This window comes from Salipiger marinus (genome assembly GCF_900100085.1).
Lineage (GTDB): Bacteria > Pseudomonadota > Alphaproteobacteria > Rhodobacterales > Rhodobacteraceae > Salipiger > Salipiger marinus.
This window is the reverse complement of record NZ_FNEJ01000003.1, coordinates 109667-131732: the sequence shown is the minus strand read 5'-3', so window position 1 is coordinate 131732 and position 22066 is coordinate 109667. Positions and strand designations below refer to the sequence as shown.

16 protein-coding genes and 1 pseudogene are annotated in these 22066 nt (G+C 68.0%); 5 read left to right on the top strand and 12 right to left on the bottom strand.

Translation table 11 applies throughout. The annotated features are described in order from the left end of the window. Positions 1-50: 50 nt before the first annotated feature. From BLR51_RS04300 to BLR51_RS04270, 7 genes and pseudogenes are all read right to left on the bottom strand, one after another. The gene (locus tag BLR51_RS04300) at positions 51-1259 is read right to left on the bottom strand and encodes an ABC transporter substrate-binding protein (RefSeq protein WP_207543546.1); all 1209 of its coding nucleotides are present in this window, start codon (positions 1257-1259) and stop codon (positions 51-53) included. Between the two features lie 64 nt (positions 1260-1323). Further along, a complete protein-coding gene (locus BLR51_RS04295) occupies positions 1324-2394 on the bottom strand; it encodes an aromatic ring-hydroxylating dioxygenase subunit alpha (protein ID WP_089844324.1) in 1071 nt (356 codons plus the stop codon). 31 nt (positions 2395-2425) lie between these two features. After that, positions 2426-3001, bottom strand: a complete 576-nt coding sequence (locus tag BLR51_RS04290; protein WP_089844322.1) for an amino acid synthesis family protein — start codon at positions 2999-3001, stop codon at positions 2426-2428. Then, the gene (locus BLR51_RS04285; RefSeq protein ID WP_089844320.1) at positions 2998-3582 is read right to left on the bottom strand and encodes an amino acid synthesis family protein; all 585 of its coding nucleotides are present in this window, start codon (positions 3580-3582) and stop codon (positions 2998-3000) included. The genes BLR51_RS04290 and BLR51_RS04285 overlap by 4 nt, the downstream gene beginning before the upstream one ends. Continuing rightward, positions 3575-4471: a UPF0280 family protein gene (locus tag BLR51_RS04280; RefSeq protein WP_242656633.1), complete on the bottom strand. Its 897-nt coding sequence runs from the start codon at positions 4469-4471 to the stop codon at positions 3575-3577. The genes BLR51_RS04285 and BLR51_RS04280 overlap by 8 nt, the downstream gene beginning before the upstream one ends. After that, on the bottom strand, positions 4438-5871 hold the full coding sequence (locus BLR51_RS04275; protein WP_242656641.1) for a 6-hydroxynicotinate reductase: 1434 nt from the start codon (positions 5869-5871) through the stop codon (positions 4438-4440). Before BLR51_RS04275 ends, BLR51_RS04280 begins: the two co-directional genes overlap by 34 nt. Before the next feature lie 182 nt (positions 5872-6053). Next, positions 6054-6880, bottom strand: a pseudogene (locus BLR51_RS04270) (ferredoxin--NADP reductase). Between the two features lie 203 nt (positions 6881-7083). Here BLR51_RS04270 and BLR51_RS04265 point away from each other — a divergent pair. From BLR51_RS04265 to BLR51_RS04250, 4 genes are all read left to right on the top strand, one after another. Next, positions 7084-7920 carry an FAD binding domain-containing protein gene (locus tag BLR51_RS04265; RefSeq protein WP_089844316.1) on the top strand — a complete coding sequence of 279 codons (837 nt, stop codon included), beginning with the start codon at positions 7084-7086 and terminating at the stop codon, positions 7918-7920. Then, positions 7910-10633 (top strand): molybdopterin-dependent oxidoreductase, encoded by a 2724-nt coding sequence (locus BLR51_RS04260; RefSeq protein ID WP_089844314.1) that lies wholly within the window; start codon positions 7910-7912, stop codon positions 10631-10633. Before BLR51_RS04265 ends, BLR51_RS04260 begins: the two co-directional genes overlap by 11 nt. Beyond that, positions 10630-12726, top strand: a complete 2097-nt coding sequence (locus BLR51_RS04255) for a hydantoinase/oxoprolinase family protein (protein ID WP_089844311.1) — start codon at positions 10630-10632, stop codon at positions 12724-12726. The genes BLR51_RS04260 and BLR51_RS04255 overlap by 4 nt, the downstream gene beginning before the upstream one ends. Positions 12727-12819: 93 nt before the next feature. After that, entirely contained in the window at positions 12820-14520 is a 1701-nt protein-coding gene (locus BLR51_RS04250; protein ID WP_089844309.1) for a hydantoinase B/oxoprolinase family protein, read from the top strand. A gap of 179 nt (positions 14521-14699) precedes the next feature. Here the strand turns inward: BLR51_RS04250 and purU are convergent, their stop codons facing one another. After that, on the bottom strand, positions 14700-15584 hold the full coding sequence (gene purU, locus BLR51_RS04245) for a formyltetrahydrofolate deformylase (RefSeq protein ID WP_089844307.1): 885 nt from the start codon (positions 15582-15584) through the stop codon (positions 14700-14702). Positions 15585-15832: 248 nt separating this feature from the next. Here purU and BLR51_RS04240 point away from each other — a divergent pair, with 248 nt between their 5' ends. After that, complete coding sequence (locus tag BLR51_RS04240; RefSeq protein WP_089844645.1) at positions 15833-17563, top strand: sugar phosphorylase; 1731 nt, start codon at positions 15833-15835, stop codon at positions 17561-17563. Positions 17564-17569: 6 nt separating this feature from the next. Here the strand turns inward: BLR51_RS04240 and BLR51_RS04235 are convergent, their stop codons facing one another. From BLR51_RS04235 to metF, 4 genes are all read right to left on the bottom strand, one after another. Then, positions 17570-18955, bottom strand: coding sequence for a GntP family permease (locus BLR51_RS04235; RefSeq protein ID WP_089844305.1), 1386 nt, complete (start codon positions 18953-18955; stop codon positions 17570-17572). A 141-nt stretch (positions 18956-19096) separates the two neighbouring features. Then, positions 19097-20317, bottom strand: a complete 1221-nt coding sequence (locus BLR51_RS04230) for a glycosyltransferase family protein (RefSeq protein ID WP_089844303.1) — start codon at positions 20315-20317, stop codon at positions 19097-19099. Between the two features lie 3 nt (positions 20318-20320). Then, complete coding sequence (locus BLR51_RS04225; protein WP_089844301.1) at positions 20321-21094, bottom strand: HAD-IIB family hydrolase; 774 nt, start codon at positions 21092-21094, stop codon at positions 20321-20323. 99 nt (positions 21095-21193) lie between these two features. After that, positions 21194-22060: a methylenetetrahydrofolate reductase [NAD(P)H] gene (gene metF, locus BLR51_RS04220; protein ID WP_089844299.1), complete on the bottom strand. Its 867-nt coding sequence runs from the start codon at positions 22058-22060 to the stop codon at positions 21194-21196. Positions 22061-22066 lie beyond the last annotated feature (6 nt).

The window sequence follows — 22066 nt, the reverse complement described above, 5'->3', positions numbered from 1 at the left end:
ACCGGGCCTGCTGCGGCGTCAGCCCCTGCGCTGTGGCAGGGGCCACGGGGTCACTCGGCGGGGCGCATCGCGGACACGTCCTCGTCCGAGGGCGTGTAGGCGGCGGGATCCTTGTATTCCCAGTTCACCATCACGCCCTTGCCGTCTTCCACCGCCGTGGTGCCGACCCATGCCCCCAGCGAGGACTGGTTGTCGATCTCGCGGTAATGCAGCGTGCCGATGGGGGTGTTTTCCACGTCGAGCCCTTCGAAGGCCATGCGCAGCGATTCCGTATCGGTGGCGCCGGCCTTTTCGATGGCGGCGGCGATGGACTGCGCCGTCATGTAGCCCACGACCGAGCCGATCTTGGGGGTCTCGCCGGTTTCCTCGACATAGGCATCGACGAAGATCTTGCCGGGGATGCCGTCCTCGAACCCATACCACGGGAAGCCGGTGACGAACCAGCCTTCGGGGGCCTCGTCGCCAAGCGGTTCCAGATATTCGGGCTCGCCGGTCAGCAGGCCGTAAACGTCGCGCCCGTCGAACAGGCCACGGTCGCCGCCTTCACGCACGAATTTGGCAAGGTCGGTGCCGAAGGTCACGTTGAAGATGGCGTCGGGCTTGGCACGTTCCAGCGCCTGAACCTCGGCGCCCGCGTCGATGTTGAAAAGCGCGGGCCACTGTTCGGCCACGAACTCCACCTCGGGCTTCAGCATCTTGAGATTGGCCTTGAACGCCTCCACCGCCTCGGTGCCATAGGCGTAGTTGGGCGCGATGGTGGCGTATTTCACCGCATCGGTGGTGGCGGCCTGTTCGGCCAGCATCGCCGCCTGAATCCATGTCGAGGCGCGCAGGCGGAAGGTGTAGGGGTTGCCCGATTTCCACACCAGCGTGTCGGCCAGCGGTTCGGAGGCGAGGTAGAGGTATTTCTTTTCCGCCGCGAAGGAGGACAGCGCGAGGCCCACATGCGACAGGATCGAGCCGGTGAACATCACCGTGCCGTCGCGGGTCATCAGTTCCTCGGCGATCTTGATCGCTTCGGCGGGGTCGCCCTGATCGTCGCGGAAGATGAATTCCAGCGGCTTGCCCAGCACGCCGCCATCTTCGTTGATCTCTTTCAGCGCCAGTTCGATGCCCTTCTTGTAGGGCTCGGCAAAGGCCGCCATGCGTTTGTAATGGTTGATTTCGCCAACCTTGATGCTGTCCTGCGCAAAGGCTGCGGCAGGGGTCAGCGCCAGGGCTGCGGCACTGGCCAGTAGGGTGCGTCGAAGCAGGGTCATTGCGGGGGTCTCTCCTGTTGATGGGCCGCCGGTCGGGCGGCTGCGGGTCCGGTCTTGCGCCGGTTCAGTCGTGATAGACGAAGGCAGGCGAGGGGTCTGAGGCCAGATCCTCGGTGCGTTCCAGTTCCAGAAGGTCGTTGATCCGCTTGCGATACACAAGCGGTCCCTTGTCGATGGCGATGCGGATGGGCCGCCGCTTCGCGGGACGCAGTTCTTCCTGCTGCACGGCTTCGAGGATCTCCTGATCCTCGGCAAAGGCCTTGCGGAACATCGCATCCATGCGGTCGGCGGCTTCGGGATCGTCCTGCGCGGTGTTGCGCAGGTGCATCCAGCGGTCGATCGTATGGGTTTCGGTGACGGGGGTCATGAAGTGCAGCGCAAAGATGCGCACGCCCTGATCGCGGTCTTCCTCGGCACAGTGCTTTTCTGTGTCGATGGAGCCGAAATCGATCACCGCCGTGCAGGGGGTATAGAGGTAATAGTAATGCCAGCGGTCGACATTGCCCGCAAACCCGCCGAAGGCCTTGAAGAAGCCCACGGGTTCGGCATCGCGGATCCAGCGCCATGCGACGATGGCCTCGCCTTCGGTGCGCACATGCACCGGCACGTTCTCCGAGGCGGAGCTGCCCAGCGTGGTCGGATGCACGAAGCTGACATGCGCGGGATCGACCAGATTTTCCGCCACGTTGAGGTAGTTGGATTTCAGATGCAGCGCGTCGCCCTGATGCGCGGCCCAGTTGGGGTCTGAAAACTCCGGCATGTCAAAGACGGTTTCGGGATCGGCCTTGGCGGGATCGCCCATCCAGATCCAGACGATGTCGTGCTTTTCGACGATGGGATAGGCCTGCACATAGGCCGAGGCGGGCAGGTTGGTCTGGCCCGGCACCCGCACGCATTTGCCCGAACAGTCGAAGGTCAGCCCGTGATAGCCGCATTGCACCGTGTCGCCGATGCGCTTGCCCTTGGACAGCGGCAGCAGGCGGTGGGGGCAGCGATCCTCCAGCGCCACGACACTGCCATCGGATTTGCGGAACATCACCACATGCTCGTTCAGAAGCGTGACGCGGCGCAGCTCGGCGTCGATCTCGCGGGACCAGCCCGCCACATACCACGCATTTTTTACGAAACCCGTCATCCTCTTGCTCCCTTGGCTGGAGATGTCGTGATCAGCGCAACCCGTCCGCGCCGGTGATGTCTTCGTGGCGCAGCCCGCCCACGCGCGGGTCGGGCCGTCCGGTCAGGGCCAGCGCCACCGCCACCACGATCTCGCCCGCCCGGGGCGCATCGGGGATGGTCAGGCGCATGCCGTCAAAATGGCTGCGGACATAGGCCGCGTCCTTGTGGCCCAAGGGCACGTCGATCACCGCCCCCGGACCGCCCATCGCCTTGGAGGACGGGACCAGCGCCGCGCCCCCGCCCAGCACGGCGCGCAGCGGCGCGCCCATCTGCGGATGCAGCAGGGCGGCGGCATGTTCCAGCTCGCCCTCCTCGCCCACAAGGGCGGCCTTGCCATAGCTCTGCACCGCCTCTGGTGCGCAGCCAAGCGCTGTCAGCGCCTCCGCTCCCAGCAGCCCGCCCAGCGTCGCGCCCATGTCGATCAGCGCCGCGAGGTCGGGCGCATACTGCCCGGCATGCGGATTGGCGATCACCGCCGCCGCCAGCGCACGGCGCGAGGGCGGCAGGTCGCGCCCCCGCTCGGCCCGCGTTTCCTCGACAAAGTTGATGAGCTTGCGCAGCTTCACCGCAACCCGTCCTCGCCCTTCACATCCGCCGCCGCGAGCCCGCCCATGCGGGCATGGATGCGCCCGCCGGTGGTCATCACCAGCACCAGCACGATTTCATCGGCGCGCGGCGCGTCGGGGATCCCCACCTCCATCGCGTCGTAATGCGACCGGACATAAGAGGCATTGGTATGCGTCACCGGCACGTCGAGCCGGGCACCGACCGGCCCCACCTTCTTGGTGGAGGGCACGATGGCCGCGCTTTTCTCGATGGCGTCGCGCATGGCGTAGCCGCCGGGCACATGCCAGAGCGCGCCATGCTCGATCTCGCCCGCAGCGCCGACGATGGCGCCCTTGCCATAACCTTCGACCTGCGCGGCATCACCGCCAAGCGCTGCCACCAGATCCTGCGCCATCTGGGCGCCAAGCGGTTCAAGGTCCTTCATGAAGGGCGCGATGTCTTCCACATAGCGGCCCGCGAAGGGGTTCTTGATGACCGCCATGGCCGCCGCGCGGCGCTGCGGCACGTCGGGCGCGGGGCCGCCTTCGTGGTGGATGGTTTCAACGATCATCGCGGTCTTGCGGATCTGCGGCTCAGGCATGGGTCAGGTCCAGTCGTTCCAGTGAGGGGCCAAGGATGCGCCTTTGCCCGCCAAGCGCAAGGCAGCAGGCGCGGATCAGCCCGCGGTGGGTAAATTCTGTGGCGCGGGCCTCGCCCCGGTCCAGCGCCTGCGTGATCTCGGCTTCGGTCAGCGCGCCCACATCGGTGGTGACGGCGCGGGATCCCAGATCGCTGTCGGGGCTCAGCAGATCGGCGGGCTGCCGGGTGATGGCGGGATGGCCGGGCAGGTCCACCGCATTGGCGATCAGCGTGGCGGCGGCATCCGCCTCTGCCGCGCTGCGGGCCAGCACGGTGACGGCATCGGCGATGCCGAGGGACTGCGACCGCCCGCGCCAGCCGCTGGTGGCGACACCGCCCACGCCATCGCCGGGCGCGATGCTGGCCCGGGCCCCGGGCGCGCGGCGGAGCGGATCCTCGCAGACCATCAGCCGCAGCGGCGTGGTCCCGGTCCAGAGCGCGATGTCGCCGCCATTGTTGACATGGGCGCGGGTCAGTCCGTGGCCGGGGAGCAGCAGGGCGGCCAGCACAAAATCCGCCACCGCCCCCGCCACCGCCGCCATGGGAGTGACGAAGATGGGCGCAAAGGGCGCCGTCACCGCCACCATGCGCCGCGCGACAGCGCCCTGCGGGGCGGGGCCATGGGCGGCGCGCAGCCGGGGCAGTTCGGCGGCAAGCTCCGCCAGCAGCGGGGCAAAGGCGGCGCGGGCCCGGGCATGGGCCTGTGCCACGGCGGGGGCGGGGCCTTCTGCCGTCACGATCAGGTCGATGGGGCCATGGATCAGCCGCAGCCGCCCGTCCTGCGCCAGATGCGCCGTGGGGGCTTCGGCCCAGCCCATCAGGCCAGTTCCCCGCTGCGCGACACCGGCCATGGCGCGCCCTTCTTGCGGGTTTCCGACCGGCGGCCCGACAGGCGGTGGTCGTTCTGCCGACCCGTCAGCCCCTGCATCGCCTGTTCCAGCGGCATGACGTAATCCATATGCCCGCCAAGCGCCTGATAATCGGCGCGCGACATGGTGAATTCGATGGGCGCCACCAGCGCGGGCGTGGGCACATAGCCAAAGGCGTTTTTCGGCATCTGCGTCACATCGGCCATGAAGGTGATGCCGCCGCCGGGCCACATCATCACCGGCGCGCCGCCGCAGGTCACCCGGGTCAGACGGCTTTGCACCGACCGCGTCAGGCTCACCGGGTTTTCGGTGACGCCGGAGCGCAGCGAACCGCCCGCCCCGGCCATGAACAGCACAGAGGCCAGCGAGGGTTCGCAGTTCTCCTCGATCCGCCGGACCGAGGGCAGCAGCCGCGCGGGCATCTCCTGCTGCACCGGCACCAGATCGCTATTCAGCTCATAATAGGCGGCATGTTCGCCGGTGGTTGACACCATCAGCAGCGACAGGCCGGGCCATGCCTCGGGCTTCCATGTGTCAAGAATGGCCAGAGGGTCGATCAGATCGGTGCCGCCCCAGCCGGTGCCGGGTTCGGCCACCTGAAAATACCGCCCCGGCGTCGACCGGCGGCCCTTGATGCGGATGCCGGTCTGCGGCCAGCCGATGACCTTGCCCGCCTGATGTTCGGACATCACGCCGGTGATGTGGTCATCGACCACCACCACCTCGTCCACCAGCCCCTTCCACTGCGCGGCGAACATGCCCACCGTGGCAGAGCCGCAGCCGACACGCATCCGTTCCTCGCGCGCGCCATTGACCACCGGCGCCTGACCGGCAGCGATCTGCAGCTCGGCCCCGCCATCGATGGTCAGATCGACCGTTGCGCCATTGCACAGGGCCAGCAGCGTGGCGCAGGTGACGCGGCCTTCTTTCTTGGAGCCGCCGGTCAGGTGATGCACGCCGCCAAGGCTCAGCATCTGGCTGCCATATTCCGAGGTGGTGACATGGCCGATCACCTCGCCCTCGGCGCGGACGGCGGCGCATTCGGCGCCCAGATGGCGGTCGGTGTCGATCTTCACCTTGGCGCCGCAATAGGAAAAGATGCCTTCGGTCACCACGGTGATCATGTCCACGTCCCGCGCGCGGGAGCCGACGATGAAGGGCGCGGGCTTGTAATCGGGATAGGTGGTGCCCGATCCGACGGCGGTGACAAAGGCATCCTCGCCCGACACGATCTCGCCATCCCATTCGCGGTCAAGGAAGGGCACCACGGCGCCATCTTCGCGGTTTTCCAGAATGGTCAGCGGGTCGAGCCGCACAAGCGCGCCGCCTTCGTTGGCATAGCGGTCACAGGCGCCCGCGCGGCCTTCGGCGATGTAGCACATGACCGGACAGGCATCGCAGCGGATCTTCTCCGGCTTGTCGGCGGCGCTGCGGCGCGCGGGGGGGGCGATGGTGTCGGTCACGGCGCTGGCTCCGGTTCTGCGAGGCTCGCGTAATTCGTTTGTATACGAACGCACGCGACTCGATTGTCTGTCAACAAGTTTGCGTCTCCGAGGGGGGCGGTTCAGTCGACGAAGGCCTTTTCGACCACGAATTCGGCAGGCTTGTTGTTCGCCCCCTCGGTCAGCCCCAGATCAAGGCAGATCTGGCGGCAGTCCTGCAGCATCTGCACCGATCCGCAGATCATCACCCGGTCTTCCTCGGGGGTGATCGCGGGCAGATCCAGCGCCTGATGCACGGCGCCCGAGGTCAGCAGATCGGTGATCCGCCCGGTCACCCGGTAAGGTTCGCGCGTGGTGGCATTATAAAGCCGCAGCCGACCTGTCGCCGCCTCGCCCACCAGCGGATCCGCCAGCGTGGCGGCGGTGATTTCGGCGCCATAGGCCAGTTCGCTGACCAGCCGGCTGCCCTGCATCAGAATCACCTGATCGAAGCGGTCATAGGTTTCCGGATCGCGGATCAGCGAGGCAAAGGGGGCGATGCCGGTGCCGGTGGACAGCATCCACAACCGCTTGCCGGGGCGCAGCGCGTCCAGCACCAGCGTGCCGGTGGGCTTCTTGCGCATCAGCACCGTGTCGCCCACCGCCACCTTCTGCAGATGTTCGGTCAGCGGGCCATCCGGCACCTTGATGGAATAGAATTCCAGCTCTTCATCCCATGCGGGCGAGGCCACGGAATAGGCGCGGAACACCGGGCGTTCGGCATTGGGCAGGCCGATCATCACGAACTCCCCGACCGGAAGCGGAAGCTGGCGGGGCGGGTCACCCGGAACCGGAACAGGCGGTCGGTGTAATGCTGCACCTCGGTCACGGTCAGCGCAAAACAGTTGGCGGGGGCCGCGAATCCCGCATCGGCGCCACGATAGACAAGAGTGGGGGCAAGCTCGGTCACAGGGTGCTCCTCTTTGCATCATTTCGCAGCAGATGCTGGCGGAAAATTCATTCGTATACAAACGAAATTCACTTTCTGGCCCGAAATCACCAGACAGCCGCTCAAGGCAATTGACAACTTTTCGGGCATCTTCCTAGGCTGTGCTTGTATCGTTTGCATACGAATGAAGTCTCGCCACCCGATTTCCCCGACAGGAGGCCGCCATGACGCTTCACCGCCCCGAATCGCTGGAGGATGCGCTTGCGCTGCTGGGGCAGGGCGGCGCCCGTCTGCTGGCGGGAGGGACCGACCTTTATCCGGCGCTGCGCGACGGGCCGCCGCCGCCCGCGCTGATCGACCTGACCGGCGTGCCGGATCTGCAGGGCATCCGCCGCGACGCCTCTGGCTGGCGGATCGGCGGGGCGGTGACATGGCGGCAGATCCTGCGCGCCGAGCTGCCGCCGCTTTTTGCGGGGCTGAAAGCCGCCGCGCGTGAGGTGGGATCGGTGCAGATCCAGTCCACCGGCACCGTGGCGGGCAACCTGTGCAACGCCTCGCCCGCCGCCGATGGCGTGCCCGCGCTGCTGGCGCTGGAGGCAGAGGTGGCGCTGGCAGGCCCCGAAGGCCCCCGCCGCCTGCCGCTGGCGGAGTTCCTGCTGGGGCCGCGCCGCACCGCGCTGTGCGAAGGCGAGATCGTGACCGCGCTGCATGTGCCCGACCGGGCCGGCACCGGCGGCTTCGGCAAGCTGGGGGCGCGGCGCTATCTGGTCATCTCCATCGCCATGGTGGGGGTGGTGGTCGACTGGCAGCAGGGCCGCATCGCCGCCGCCCGCGTGGCGGTGGGGGCCTGTTCGCCGGTGGCGGTGCGGCTCGGCGCGCTGGAGGCCGCGCTTGTCGGCCAGCGTGCCACCGATCTGCGCGCGGTGGTGGCGGCGGCCCCGCTGCCGGAGCTTGCGCCCATCGACGACGTGCGCGCCAGCGCAGACTATCGCCGCGATGCGGTGCGCCCGCTGATCCATGATACGCTGCACAAGACGCTGGAGGTGTCCCATGTCGCTTGACGCGCCGCTTGGCCATATCGGCTTTACGCTCAACGGGGCGGAGGTGACCGTGCCCGCCGCCGCCACCGCCCGGCTGTCCGAGGTGCTGCGCGATCAGGCGGGCGCGGGGGATGTGAAGGTGGGCTGCAATGCCGGGGATTGCGGCGCCTGCACCGTGCTGCTGGACGGTGCGCCGGTCTGTGCCTGCATCACCGCCGCCGGACAGGCGCAGGGCCGGGTGATCGAGACGCAGGCGGGGCTGGTGGCGCGGGATGCCGATGCGCGGCGGCTGGCGCAGGCCTTCCAGCGGCATCAGGCGGCGCAATGCGGCATCTGCACGCCGGGCATGATGGTGTCCGCCGTGGCGCTGCTGCGCGAGCGCGCGCCCTTGGATGAAGGCGCTGTCGCGGATGCGCTGGGCGGGGTGCTCTGCCGCTGCACCGGCTATCGCAAGATCATCGCCGCCGTTCTTGATGCCTCCGACGCGCCGCTGCTGACCGAGGGCGGGGTGGGGGCCTCCATCGCGCGGCTGGATGGCTGGCCCAAGGTGGCGGGTACCGAACGGTTTGGCGATGACGTGGCGCCGGGCGATGCACTGGTGGTCAAGGCGATCCGGGCGCCGCACCACCGCGCCGCCTTCACCTTCGGCGATCTGGAGGCGTATCGGCGCCAGACCGGGCTCGACCTGATCCTGACCGCCGCCGACATTCCCGGGCGCAACGCCTTTGGCGTGATCCCCGGCTTCGAGGATCAGCCGGTTCTGGCCGAGACCGAGACGCGCTTCCGGCTGGAGGCGGTCGCCGCCGTGGTGGGCCGGGCCGAGATCGTGGCCAATCTGCCGCCCTTTCCGGTGAGCTATACCGAACTGCCCGCCGCCCTGATCCCGTCAGAGGCAGGGGCGGTCGCGGATCTGCACCCAGGGCGGGAGGGCAACGTGATGTGCCGGGGCCATGTCTCGCGCGGGGATGCCGCGGCAGCATTTGCCGCCTCCGCCCATGTGGTGGAGGGGCATTTTTCCACCGGCTTCATCGAACACGGCTATATCGAACCCGAAGCGGCCTCCGCCCGCCGCATCGGCGACCGGGTCGAGGTCAGCTGCTGCACGCAGGCGCCCTACATGAACCGCGACGGGCTGGCGGGCATCCTTGGCCTTGCGCCAGAGGCGGTGCGCATCCTGCCCACGGCGGTGGGGGGCGGGTTCGGATCGAAGCTTGACCTGACTGCGCAGCCCTTCGTGGCGCTGGCGGCATGGCGGCTGGGGCGCCCGGTGCGCATGGCCTATAGCCGCGTCGAAAGCATCGCCACCTCGACCAAACGCCACCCGTCGGAAACCTACATGCAGATCGGCTGCGACGCGACGGGCCGCATCACCGCCGCGCGGTTCGAGGGCACGTTCAACACCGGCGCCTATGCCAGCTGGGGGCCGACCGTGGCCAACCGCGTGCCGATCCATGCCTCCGGCCCCTATCTGACCCCCAGCTATCAGGCGGACAGCGCTGCGATCCACACCCATACCGCGCCCTCTGGCGCCTTCCGGGGCTTCGGCGTGCCGCAATCGGCGGTGGCGCAGGAACAGCTTTACGACCTTCTGGCTGAACGGGTGGGCATGGACCGGCTGGCCTTCCGCCGCCTGAACTGCCTGCGCAACGGCGATCCCACCGTGACCGGGCAGGTCTTTGACACCGGCATGGGCATCGACGCCTGCCTTGACGCGCTGGCCCCGCACTGGGACCGCGCGCTGGCCGAGGCGGAGGCCTTCAACGCCACCAGCACGCGGGTCAAACGCGGCGTCGGCATCGCCTCGGGCTGGTATGGCTGCGGCAACACCTCCATGTCGAACCCCTCCACCATCCGGGCGGGGATCACTGCGGCGGGCGAGATCTGCCTGCATCAGGGCGCGGTGGATATTGGCCAAGGCTCCAACACCGTGATCCTGCAGATCTTCGCCGAGGCGCTGGGCGTGCCGGTCTCTGCCATCACCCGCATCGGCGCCGATACCGACCTGACCCCGGACGCGGGCAAGACTTCGGCCAGCCGCCAGACCTTTGTCACCGGCAATGCCGCGCGGCTCTGCGGGGCGGCGCTGCGCGCGCAGATCCTGCGGCTGGGCAATGTCTCCGACGCGGCGGTGATCCATGTCACCCCCGGCGCGCTGGAACTGTCCGAAGGCGGCGCCACCCGCCGCATCGCGCTGGAGCCGGGCGCGGGCCCCTATGCGCTGGAGGCGAGCGAGACCTACGATCCGCCCACCACGCCTCTGGATGCGCGCGGGCAGGGCGCGCCCTATGCCGTGTTCGGCACCGCCGCCCAGATGGCAGAGCTGGAGGTGGATCTGGATCTGGGCACGGTCCGGCTGCGCCACATCACCGCCGCGCATGACGTGGGCCGCGCCATCAACCCGCTTTCCGCCGAAGGCCAGATCGAAGGCGGCGTGGCGCAGGGTCTGGGGCTGGCGCTGATGGAGGAATTCCTGCCCGGCCGCACCGAGAACCTGCACGATTACCTCATTCCCACCATGGGCGACGTGCCGCCCGTCCGGTCGATCCTGATCGAATCCGGCGATGCCCATGGCCCCTATGGCGCCAAGGGTCTGGGCGAGCACTGTCTCATCCCCACCGCCCCCGCCATCCTCAACGCCATCGCCCATGCCACCGGCGTGCGCATCCACCACCTGCCCGCCACCCCCGACCGGGTGCGCGCGGCGCTTTTGACCGCAGGCAAGACCCCAGCATGAAAGATCTCGACCAGACCGCCGATCACAGCGCAGAGCACAGCCCGGGCCAGATCTCCGGCCAGATCGCCGGGATCGACGTGGGCGGCACCTTCACCGATCTTGTGTTCTATGACGCCACGCAGGCGCGGGTGCGGCTGGCCAAGGTGCCCACCACGCTCGACAACCAGTCGCGCGGCGTGCTTGACGCGCTTGATGCCGCCGAGGTCGATGCCGCGGCGCTGGATCTGATCGTGCATGGCACCACCACCACCACCAATGCGGTGCTGGAACGGCGGCTGTGCCGCACCGGGCTGATCACCACCATGGGCTTCCGCGACGTGCTGGAGCTGGGCCGCCGCACCCGCCCGCAGGCCTATGGCATGAAGGGCCAGTTCCGTCCGCTGATCCCGCGCGACCTGCGGCTGGAAGTGCCCGAACGCATGCTGGCCAGCGGCGCCGTGCACACGGCTCTGGACGAGGTCGCGCTGCGGCAGGCGCTGCGCGCGCTGGTGGCGCAGGACTGTGAATCGCTGGTGATCCATTTCCTGCACGCCTATGCCAACCCCGCCCATGAACTGCGCGCCGCCGAAATCGCGCGCGAGGAATGGCCCAATGGCAACATCACGCTGGGCCATGCGCTGCTGTCGGAAAGCCGCGAATACGAACGTGGCGTGACGGCGGCGGTCAATGCCAGCGTGCAGCCGCTGCTGCGCCGCTATGTGGAACGGCTGGCCGACCGGCTGGCCGAGCGCGGCTATACCCGCGACCTGCTGGTGATGACCGGCAATGGCGGCATGGTCTCCGCCCGCATCGTCGCCGAAGAGGCGGCGAAAACCGTGATGTCCGGCCCGGCCTCGGGGGTGATGGCCGCCGCCTATACCGGCAGGCGGGCGGGCATTCCCGATCTTCTGACCTATGACATGGGCGGCACCTCCACCGATGTGGCGATGATCCGCGGCGCCGATCCCGCTGTCAGCCACGAGATCGAGATCGAATATGCCATGCCGATCCATGTGCCCATGGTCGACGTGCGCACCGTGGGCGCGGGCGGCGGATCGCTGGCGCGGATCGATGCCTCGGGCCTGCTGCAGGTCGGCCCCGACAGCGCCGGATCGGTGCCGGGGCCGATCTGCTACGGCAAGGGCGGCACCGAACCCACCATCTCGGATGCCAACATGCTGCTGGGGCGGATGAACCCCGCCCGGCTCAACACCATTCAGGGCGATGTGACGCTGGCCGATATCGAGGCGGCCTTCGCACAAAAGCTGGGCGCGCCCTTGGGCCTTTCGGCAACCGGGGCGGCCTCGGCGGTGCTGCGCATCGCCACCGCCAAGATGGCCGATGCCGTGCGCATGGTGTCGATCTCGCTGGGCGAGGATCCGCGCGATTTTGCGCTTTTTGCCTTTGGCGGGGCGGGGCCGCTGCATGCCTGCGACATCGCCCGCGAACTGGGCGTGCCCCGGGTGCTGGTGCCCGCGCGCCCCGGCATCACCAATGCGCTGGGTTGTATCGTGGCCGATCTGCGCCATGACTATGTGACCACGGTCAACCGCCCGCTCGCCGCCTGCGACATGGCCGAGGTCCACGCGCAGTTCGCCCGCCAGATCGAGGAAGGCCGCGCCGCCATCGCCCGCGAACGGGTAAAGATCGCCGATCTGCGCGTGACCCATTCCGTGGACATGCAGTTCATCGGCCAGACCCATCTGCTGCGCGTGGCGCTGCCCGGTCCCGCCCCCACGCGCGAGGATCTGGCCGAGCTTTTCGAACAGGCCTATTTCCGGCGCTTTCAGGTGGCGCTGCCGGAAATCCGGCCCGCACTGGTCAATGTCAACACCTCCGTCATCGGGCGCCGCCCCGAGGTCGATCTCTCGGCGCTGATCGACGCGGCAGGCCGCAGGCCCACGCTGGCCGAGGCGCGGACCGGCAGCCGCGCGGTGTTCTTCGACGACTGGCACGACACGCCGGTTTACTGGCGCGACCATCTGCCCGCCAGCGCCACGCTTGCGGGCCCCGCCATCGTCGAACAGATGGACTGCACGCTGGTGCTGTCGCCGGGCGATACCGCCACGCAGGACGCCGATGGCAACCTGATCGTCACGGTCAGGGCGCTGTGATGACCCGCGCCCGCCCTTCATCTTGCCCGACAAACTCCCGCCGGAGGCGGACCCGCGCCGCCACCGCCGCCCGCCCCGCCTTCGGAGGTCGCCATGACGCTTGATCCCATCACCCTCACCGTGATCCAGTCCGGCCTGCAGCAGGTCTGCGACGAGATGGATCTCACCTTTTCCCGCGCCGCCTTCTCGCCGGTGATCGCCGAGGCCAATGACCGTTCCGACGGCATCTATTCCGCCGAAGATGGCAGCCTGATCGCGCAGGGCTCGCAGGGCCTGCCGGTCTTTGTCGGGGTGATGCAGTATTCCACCGGCAAGATCATCGAGATGATCGCGGCAGGCACGGTGACCGCCCCCGAACCGGGCGACATCTACATCGTCAACGATCCCTATCTGGGCGGCACCCATCTGATGGACGTGCGCTTTGCCATGCCGGTCTGGCGCAATGGCAGGATCTTCTGCTGGCTCAGCAATACCGGCCACTGGCCCGATACCGGCGGCGCGGTGCCGGGCGGATTTTCCGCCTCCGCCACCTCGGTGGAACAGGAGGGCCTGCGCCTGCCGCCGGTGCGGCTTTTCAAGAAAGGCGTGATGGACCCCGAGATCTACGCGATCATCTGCTCCAACATCCGCGTCGCCGAACAGCGCATCGGCGATGTGAAGGCGCAGGCGGCAGCGCTTTATGTCGGAGAGGCGCGGCTGACCCGGCTGCTCGACCGTTATGGCGATGCTCTGGTGCAGGAGGCCATCGCCGAACTGCGCAGCCGCGCCGCCCAGCAGATGCGCGCCCGCATCGCGGAAATCGCTCCCGGCACCTACCGCTCGGTGGCCTATATCGACAGCGACGGCGTGGTGAACGCGCCGCTGGAGATCCGGCTCGCCATCACCGCCAGCGGCGACCGCCTGAGCTTCGATTTCAGCGGCTCCTCGGCGCCCTGCGCGGGGCCGATGAATTCGGTGCTCGCCACCACGCTGAGCTCGGTCTATCTCGCCATGCGCCACATCTTTCCCGATGTGCCGATCAGCGCCGGCGCCTTCGAGCCGCTGGAGATCCAGCGCCCCGAGGGCACGTTTCTGGATGCGCAATATCCCCGCCCGGTCTCCGGCTGCGCCGCCGAGGTCAGCCAGCGCGTCGCCGAGGCGGTGTTCGCCGCCCTTGTCGGCCCGCTGCCGCAGCGCGTCACCGCCTCCCCCGCTGGATCCTCCGGCAATTTTGCGCTGGGGGGCGAGGTGCCCGAGGAAGGCCGCAGCTTCGTCATGTATCAGATCTCGGGCGGCGGCTATGGCGGCTATGCCGGGGGCGACGGCATCTCCAACGGCTGCTCGACCATCGGCATCTCCAAGGCGCCGCCGGTGGAGATCATGGAACAGCAGTTTCCCGTGCTCTATCACCGCTACGCGCTGCGCGAAGGCTCGGGGGGCGCGGGGCAGCATCGCGGCGGCTTCGGGCTCGATTACGAGGTGGAGCTGCTGAAGGGGAATGCCCGCGCCAGTTTTGTCATGGATCACGGCCGCACCGGCCCGCAGGGCGCGCTCGGGGGCGGTGACGGCGCGGTGAACGAGGTGCGCGTGACCCGTGGCGGCGTCACCACCACGCCCGAGCATCTGTCCAAGGCGCAGGACATCCCGCTGGTGGCCGGAGACCGGGTGCGGGTGCGCACCCCCGGCGGCGGCGGCTATGGCGATCCTGCGCTGCGCGACCCGGCGCTGGTGGCCGAGGACGTGCGGCTGGGGCGCTACAGCGCCGAAGCGGCGGAGCGGCTCTTCCGCCCCGCCCCGTCGCCGCAGGACGCCTGAGCGGGGCAGGAGGGGGGCGCTGCCCCCCTCGGCGCGTGCCGCGCCTCACCCCCCGGGATATTTTTGCCAAGAAGAAGCGGCAGGCGCGCGACCTTCGTCCTTCTTCTTGGGTCAAATATCCCCGCCGGAGGCAGGCCGGACCGCGACGCTGGCACGGCCTGCGGTCTGCGCGCGGCGGTTCAGCCCATGCGTTCGGAGGCGTAGCTGCCGGGGGAGGCGGGGAAGACCACCGTCTTGTTGCCGTTGAGAAAGACGCGGCGGTGGATATGGGCATGGATGGCGCGGGCCAGCACCTGTGCCTCCACGTCGCGGCCAAGGCTGACGTAATCGTCCGGGCTCTGCGCATGGGTGACGCGGATGGTGTCCTGTTCGATGATCGGGCCTTCGTCGAGATCGGCGGTGACGTAATGCGAGGTGGCGCCGATCAGTTTCACGCCGCGCTCGAAGGCCTGCTTGTAGGGGTTGGCGCCCTTGAAGCTGGGCAGGAAGCTGTGGTGGATGTTGATGATCCGGCCCGACATCTTCTGGCACATCTCGTCGCTGAGGATCTGCATGTAGCGCGCCAGCACGATCAGGTCGGCGCCGGTTTCCTCGACCACGGCCATGATCTGCGCCTCGGCCTGCGGCTTGTTCTCCTTGGTGACGCGGATCATGTGGAAGGGGATGTCGTGATTCACCACCACCTTCTGGTAATCCATGTGGTTGGAGATCACCGCCACGATGTCGATGGGCAGCGCGCCGATCCGCCAGCGGTAGAGCAGGTCGTTCAGGCAGTGGCCGAAGCGCGACACCATGATGACCACCTTCATCTTGGCCTTCTCGTCATGGAACTGCGCCTGCATGGCGAAGCGGGTGGCGACCTCGGCGAAGGCGGGCTCCATCACCTCCAGCGTCGCCCCGGTTTCGGACTGGAAGCTGACGCGCATGAAGAAATTGCCGGTCTCCAGATCGTCGAACTGGGCGCTGTCGGTGATGTTGCAGCCATGCTCTGCCAGAAAGCCGGCGATGGCGGCGACGATGCCGCGGGTGGAGGGGCATTTGACGGTCAGCGCAAACGAGCTCATGCGGGTCTGTCCTTTGCGGAAAAAGGGATGGCGCCTCTGGCTGGCCGCTTATGGCGGGCGCGTCAAGGCCTCTGCCCGGTGTGATGCCCCAGCTGCGCGGCGGCGTGGCGCCTGCCCGCGACCTGTTCACTGCCGCGTGCGACACGCGGGCCGGGGCAGGGGCGGGCAGTTTCTTCTTGTGCCCTGCCGGACGGGGCGCCATGCTGATACCCATCTGCCCGGAGCCGCCGGAGATGCCGCCCCCCGTCATGACCGATCCCTCGTTCAGCACCCGCCTCGCCGATCTTCTGCGCTTCGTCTATCCGCAGCTTGATGCCGATATTCTGGCCAGTCAGGTGATCGAGGCGTTCTGGCCCGAGGGGCGGGGCCGCCGCCGCCGCCCGCGCCGTCCGGGCAACACGCTGTGGTCGCAGCGCGATGCGGTGCTGATCACCTATGGCGACAGCCTGATCGACGGGCGGCACAAGCCGCTGGACCTGCTGCGGCATTTCCTGACGGCGCGGCTGCGCGGCGTGGTGAACGGGGTGCATGTGCTGCCGTTCTTTCCCTATACCTCGGATGACGGTTTCGCGGTGACCGATTACCGCAAGGTGAATCCGCAGCTGGGCGACTGGTCCGACATCCGCCGCATCGGCCGCGACTTTCACCTGATGTCGGATCTGGTGCTGAACCATGTCTCGTCGCAGGGGGTGTGGTTCACCGCCTACCGGCAGGGGCAGGCGCCCTATGACCGCTTCTTCGTCGAAGCGGCACCCGAAGATGACCTGACGCAGGTGGTCCGCCCGCGCACCACGCCGCTGCTGCGCGAGGTCGACACCGCCATGGGCCGCCGCCATGTCTGGTGCACCTTCAGCCATGATCAGGTGGATCTGGATTTCGCCAATCCCGAGGTGCTGCTGGAGATCCTGCGCATCATCCGGCTGCATGTGGACCGGGGCGTACGGATCATCCGGCTGGATGCGGTGGCCTTTCTGTGGAAGGAACCCGGCACCCCCTGCATCCACCTGCCGCAGACCCATGCCCTCATCCGCCTGCTGCGCCTGCTGGTGGATCATGCCAGCGAAACCGTGATCCTGCTGACCGAAACCAACGTGCCCAAGGCCGAGAACCTGAGCTATTTCGGCCATCGCAACGAGGCGCATATGGTCTACAACTTCCCGCTGCCGCCTTTGGTGCTGCATGCGATGCTGTCGGGCAGCGCCGCCAGTCTGAACGGCTGGCAGCGCGGCATGCCGCCCGCGCCGCTGGGATGCGCCTATCTGAACTTCACCGCCAGCCATGACGGCATCGGCATGCGCCCCGCCGAGGGGCTGCTGCCGCCTGCCGAGATCGGGCGCGTCATCGACACCATCCGCGACATCGGCGGGCTGGTGTCGATGCGCACGCTGCCCGGCGGCGGCGAGGCGCCTTACGAGCTGAACTGTTCGTTTTTTGCCGCCATGTCCCGCAGCTTCAAGGGAGAGGATCAGCACCATCTGGCGCGGTTTCTCGCCTCGCAGACCATCGTCATGTCGCTGGAGGGGATCCCGGCCTTTTACATCCATTCCATGCTGGGCACGCCCAACGACCTTGACGCGGTGGCGCGGCGCGGCATGAACCGGGCGATCAACCGGCACCGCTGGCATTACCCGGACCTGACCGCGGCGCTGGACGATCCCGGCACGGTGCAGGCGCAGGTGCTGGCGCAGCTGTCGGAGCGGCTGAGGCTGCGCGCGCGCCAGCCCGCCTTTCATCCCAATGCCACGCAGTTCACGCTGCGGCTTGACGAGCGGGTGTTCGGGCTGTGGCGGCAGTCGCTGGACCGGGACCAGTCGATCTTTGCGCTGCACAATGTCAGCGACGAGGAGGTGGAAATCCCCCATGACGCGCTGAACCTGATCGCCGACGAGCCGTGGCGCGACCTGCTGGGCGGGGAGGTGGTGGCGCAGGGCGGGGTCCGCCTTGCGCCGTATCAGTGCCGCTGGATTTCCAACCGCTGAGCGGCGTCAGAGCCCCAGCGAGCCCAGCAGGATCACCGTGATCAGGGCCACGACCGGGATCGCCACCGCCACCACGAAGATGTCGCCATAGCTTTTCTTGTGGGTCAGCCCGGTGATGGCCAGCAGCGTGACCACGGCGCCGTTATGCGGCAGCGCGTCGAACCCGCCAGAGGCCAGCGCGGTGACCCGGTGCATCAGCCCCATGCTGACGCCCTGTTCGGCGCCCATGGCAGCGAACTGTTCGCCAAGGGCCGCCAGCGCGATGGACATGCCGCCCGAGGCGGAGCCGGTGATGCCCGCCAGCACGTTGACCGCCACGGCCAGCGAGGCCACGGGATTGTCGGGAAAGAGCCCCAGCACCGCGTCGCGGATCAGCGCGAAGGCCGGAAGCGAGGCGATGACGGCGCCATATCCCACTTCGGAGGCGGTGTTGAAGATCGGCAGCAGCGAGCCCATGGTGCCGTTGTTCACGCTGTCCTTGAGGCTGGCGAAGCGGCTCCAGTTCAGCCCGATGGCCAGCGCGATGGACAGGGTCAGCGACACGATGATGGCCCAGATCCCCGCCACCTTGTCGAGGCTGGTGGCGCCATATTCGGGCTCTGCCAGATAGCCCGCCTCCATCTGCGGGAAGACCAGATAGGTGAAGAGGGCGTTGAGCGCGATCACCGCCACCACCGGGGCTATGGCCACGGCGAAGCCGGGCAGGTTGGCATCTTCGGGCAGGGAGCTGTCGGCGGCGGTGGTTTCATGCGTGCCATAGCCTTCGGAGGCGCGGGCGGCGGCGGCGGCGCGGCGGTTCAGCCACAGCACCCCGCCTGCCAGCATGATGACCCCGGCCAGCGTGCCCAGAAGTGGGGCGGCAAAGACATTGGTGCCGAAGAACGGGATGGGGATGGCGTTCTGGATCGCGGGCGTGCCGGGAAAGGCGGTCATGGTGAAGGTGAACGACCCCAGCGCGATGGCGGCGGGCAGCAGGCGCTTGGGCACATCGGCGCGGCGGAACAGCGCGTTGGCGATGGGATAGATGGCAAAGGCCACCACGAACAGCGACACGCCGCCAAAGGTCAGCACGCCGCAGGCCAGCACCACGGCAAGAATGGCGCGGTTGCCGCCCACCCAGTCCACGATGGTTTCGGCGATGGTGCGCGCGGCGCCGCTGTCGGCCATGACCTTGCCAAAGATCGCGCCCAGCAGGAACAGCGGGAAATAGGTGATGACATAGCCGCCCAGCGACTGCATGAACACCTGCGTGTAGGTGGCCAGCAGCGGCAGCCCGCCCGACAGCAGCACCGCCAGCAGCGACAGGAGCGGTGCCAGGATCAGCACGTTGATGCCGCGATAGGCCAGATACATCAGCAGCCCGAGCGATAGAACAATCCCCAAAAGACCCATGCGTTTCCTCCTGTCGTGATCTGCCGCGGGCCGGGTGGCGCGGCGCAAAGGTTCTACTTCCGGCAGAGCTAGCGCAAGTCAATGACGGGTCGGCAAAAACCCGGCCCCCGGCGGCGGTGCCGTGGCGGCAAGGCCTGCGGGTCAGCCAAACTCCGCCTCGTCGGCCGCGACGGCGGCGCGGAAATCCGCCAGCAGCGTCGGGTCGGCGGAATGCACCCGGTTCCATGTGGGGATGAACGGCGTTTCCTGCGGATTTTCGATGAACAGCTGGCCCGCGCGCACGATGTTTTCGCCAAACATCTCGATGCTGCGTTCCTCGGCATGGCGGTCGATGGCCAGCCCGTTCATGCGCGCATCGGCCCAGTAGGCCTCCAGCAGATCCAGCGCGGAGCGGTAATAGGTCGCTTTCAGCGTGCGGAAGACATGCGGGGTAAACACCGTGCCATCGGCGGCGAGCTTGCGGAAGATCGCCTTGCAGATGTCCACCGACATGCGCGACAGCCCCTGAGAGGCATCCTCGGGCGACAGATCCTGATGCTTGTGATCGTAGCTGTCGGCAATCTCCACCTGACAGACCTGCCGGGGGCCAAGGTTGCGCCATGCCTCGGACAGCACGCCGATTTCCAGCCCCCAGTCCGAGGGGATGCGCAGATCGGGCAGAAGCCCGGTGCGCAGCGCCATCTCTCCCGACAGCGGATAGCGGAAGGCGCGCAGGTAATCGATGTAATCGCGGTCGCCGATGGTGCGCTTGAGCGCGATCAGCAGCGGCGAGACCAAAAGCCGCGTCACCCGCCCGTTGAGCTTGCCCTGACCGATCCGCGCGTAATAGCCCTTGGACAGCTGATAGGAAAAGCCGGGATGCGCCACGGGATAGACCAGCCGGTGCAGCATCTCGCGCCGGTAGGTGACGATGTCGCAGTCATGGATCGCCATCACCGCGCTGTCGGCGCAGGAAATCAGATAGCCCATGCAGCCCCAGACATTGCGGCCCTTGCCCGGCTCCTGCGGGGCGAGCCCCAGCGCATCCAGCCGCGCCATGATGTTGAGCATCCGGGGGCTGTCGTTCCAGATCACCGTGGTCTGCTGCGGTAGCACCGAGAAGAAATCGCGCGCGTGGCGATACTGCGCCTCGTCGGCGCGGTCGAGCCCGATGATGATGCGGTGCAGATAGCTGACCTGCGCCAGTTCCGACAGGATGCCGGGCAGCGCCTCGCCCTCCAGTTCCGAATAGAGGCTGGGCAGCACCAGCGAGATCTTGCGGCTTTGGGAAAAGGTCTCAAGCTCGTAGACCAGTTCCTCCAACGGGCGTGCCCGCAGGTTGTGGAATTGCGCGATATTGCCGTTCTGCTGGAAGTCCGCCATGGGTCAGGTCTCCGGGAAACCAAGATCGGAAAGATGCGCCAGCACCGCCGCGTTCCAGCCTTCGGGGCCGGGCAGGGTGCTGCGCGTGATATGGCCCGTCACCTCGCCCGGCAGGGGCGGGACCGGGCGGCCATGGGGATTGGGCAGGATGACGCCGCGCGTGGCGGTCTGCAGCATTTCCGCATCATTGGGCGCGTCGCCAAGCGCCAAGGACTGCTCTGCCCCCAGATCGGACATGATCGCCGCCATCTGATCCGCCTTCGTGCCGCCATGGGACAGGGTCAGGAACCGCCCGCCCTGCCGCGCCTGCAGGCCTTGGGCCGCCAGCGCCTGCAGAAACCGGGCAAGCTGCGACTCGGTCCCGGACCACAGGCCCGGTTCGCTGAACCGGCGGTCACGGGCGCGGGCGGCATCCTCGGGGGGAAGACCGGTCAGCGCGGTCACCTCGGCGGCGTCCATGTCGCCAAAGCCGCGGAACCCCGCGCGCAACTCGCGGGGCAGGGCGTTGAGCGCGGCGCGCAGGCGGGGATAGTCGTCGCAGGCCGGGGGCTGGCCCGGCACCATGCGCTGCGCGCCGTTTTCCACCAGCGCCGGCCAGTGGCCCAGACCAAGGGCCGCATGCAGCGGCGCGATTTCGGCGGCGGTCTTGGACGAGGCGAGGATCAGCGGGATGTTGTGACGGCGCAGGGTTGCCAGCGCGGGGGCTGCGGCATCATAGCGATAGCTGCCATGATCCAGCAGCGTGCCGTCAAGATCGGTAAACACCACCAGCCGCATGCCTGCTCCGTCTTTCTGCCCTGCAGAAAGACTAATGTGGCGCGGCGGAAAGGAAATGCCGGGGGCGCGGATAAGCCACGCCCCGGCGGGGATCAGCCGTCAGGCGACGTTTTCCAAGGCAGTTTCCGGGGTGACCCCCAGCGCCGCGCAGACATCGCGGGTCAGTTCGGGGCGGTTCAGCGTGTAGAAATGCAGCTTGTCGACGCCCCCCGCCATCAGATCCTGACAGAGCCGGGTGCAGAGCTCGGTCGCGATCTGGTCCTGCCGCCCCTCGGCCTGCGGTGACTCGAAGAGGTCGATCACCCAGCCGGGGATCTTGGTGCCGGTGGCTTCGGCAAAGCGGCGCGCGCCTTTCCAGTTCTCGATCGGCAGGATGCCGGGCACCACGGGCTTGTCGATCCCGGCGGCAGCACAGGCATCGCGGAAGCGGAAAAAGCTGTCCGGTTCAAAGAAGAACTGCGTCAGCGCTTCGGAGGCGCCCGCCTCGAACTTGCGCTTGAGCCATGCCACATCCGCCTGCGCATCCGCCGCTTCGGGATGCTTGTCGGGATAGGCGCCGACGCGGATGGTGAAATCGCCAGCCTCGCGCAGCGCCGCGATCAGATCAAGCGAGGAGGCAAAGCCGTCAGGATGGGCGGTGAAGCCCGACGAGCCCTTGGGCGGATCGCCCCGCAATGCGACGATGTCCTGCACGCCCGCTTCGCGAAACTGCCGGGCGATGCCCAGCGTTTCCTCGCGCGTGGCGTCGACGCAGGTCAGATGCGCCGCAACCCGCAGGCCGGAGCGTTTGTGCAGCGCCGCCACCACATCGCGGGTCAGTTCGCGGGTGGTGCCGCCCGCGCCATAGGTGACCGACACGAAGCGCGGCTTCAGCGGGGCCAGCGCCTGCACGGTGTCCCACAGCCGGAAGGTGGCCTCGACATTGCGGGGCGGGAAGAATTCGAAAGAGATCTCGGGGCGGGTCATGACCGG

Bases quoted from the DNA above. Each gene is read 5' to 3' on its own strand.
- BLR51_RS04240 (WP_089844645.1), top strand. From the start codon at position 15,833: ATGACCGATCCCTCGTTCAGCACCCGCCTCGCCGATCTTCTGCGCTTC.
- BLR51_RS04280 (WP_242656633.1), bottom strand. From the start codon at position 4,471: ATGGCCGGTGTCGCGCAGCGGGGAACTGGCCTGATGGGCTGGGCCGAA.
- BLR51_RS04250 (WP_089844309.1), top strand. From the start codon at position 12,820: ATGACGCTTGATCCCATCACCCTCACCGTGATCCAGTCCGGCCTGCAG.
- BLR51_RS04285 (WP_089844320.1), bottom strand. From the start codon at position 3,582: ATGCCTGAGCCGCAGATCCGCAAGACCGCGATGATCGTTGAAACCATC.
- purU (WP_089844307.1), bottom strand. From the start codon at position 15,584: ATGAGCTCGTTTGCGCTGACCGTCAAATGCCCCTCCACCCGCGGCATC.
- BLR51_RS04275 (WP_242656641.1), bottom strand. From the start codon at position 5,871: ATGTGCTACATCGCCGAAGGCCGCGCGGGCGCCTGTGACCGCTATGCC.
- BLR51_RS04300 (WP_207543546.1), bottom strand. From the start codon at position 1,259: ATGACCCTGCTTCGACGCACCCTACTGGCCAGTGCCGCAGCCCTGGCG.
- BLR51_RS04295 (WP_089844324.1), bottom strand. From the start codon at position 2,394: ATGACGGGTTTCGTAAAAAATGCGTGGTATGTGGCGGGCTGGTCCCGC.
- BLR51_RS04255 (WP_089844311.1), top strand. From the start codon at position 10,630: ATGAAAGATCTCGACCAGACCGCCGATCACAGCGCAGAGCACAGCCCG.
- BLR51_RS04235 (WP_089844305.1), bottom strand. From the start codon at position 18,955: ATGGGTCTTTTGGGGATTGTTCTATCGCTCGGGCTGCTGATGTATCTG.
- BLR51_RS04260 (WP_089844314.1), top strand. From the start codon at position 7,910: ATGTCGCTTGACGCGCCGCTTGGCCATATCGGCTTTACGCTCAACGGG.
- BLR51_RS04225 (WP_089844301.1), bottom strand. From the start codon at position 21,094: ATGCGGCTGGTGGTGTTTACCGATCTTGACGGCACGCTGCTGGATCAT.
- BLR51_RS04230 (WP_089844303.1), bottom strand. From the start codon at position 20,317: ATGGCGGACTTCCAGCAGAACGGCAATATCGCGCAATTCCACAACCTG.
- BLR51_RS04265 (WP_089844316.1), top strand. From the start codon at position 7,084: ATGACGCTTCACCGCCCCGAATCGCTGGAGGATGCGCTTGCGCTGCTG.
- metF (WP_089844299.1), bottom strand. From the start codon at position 22,060: ATGACCCGCCCCGAGATCTCTTTCGAATTCTTCCCGCCCCGCAATGTC.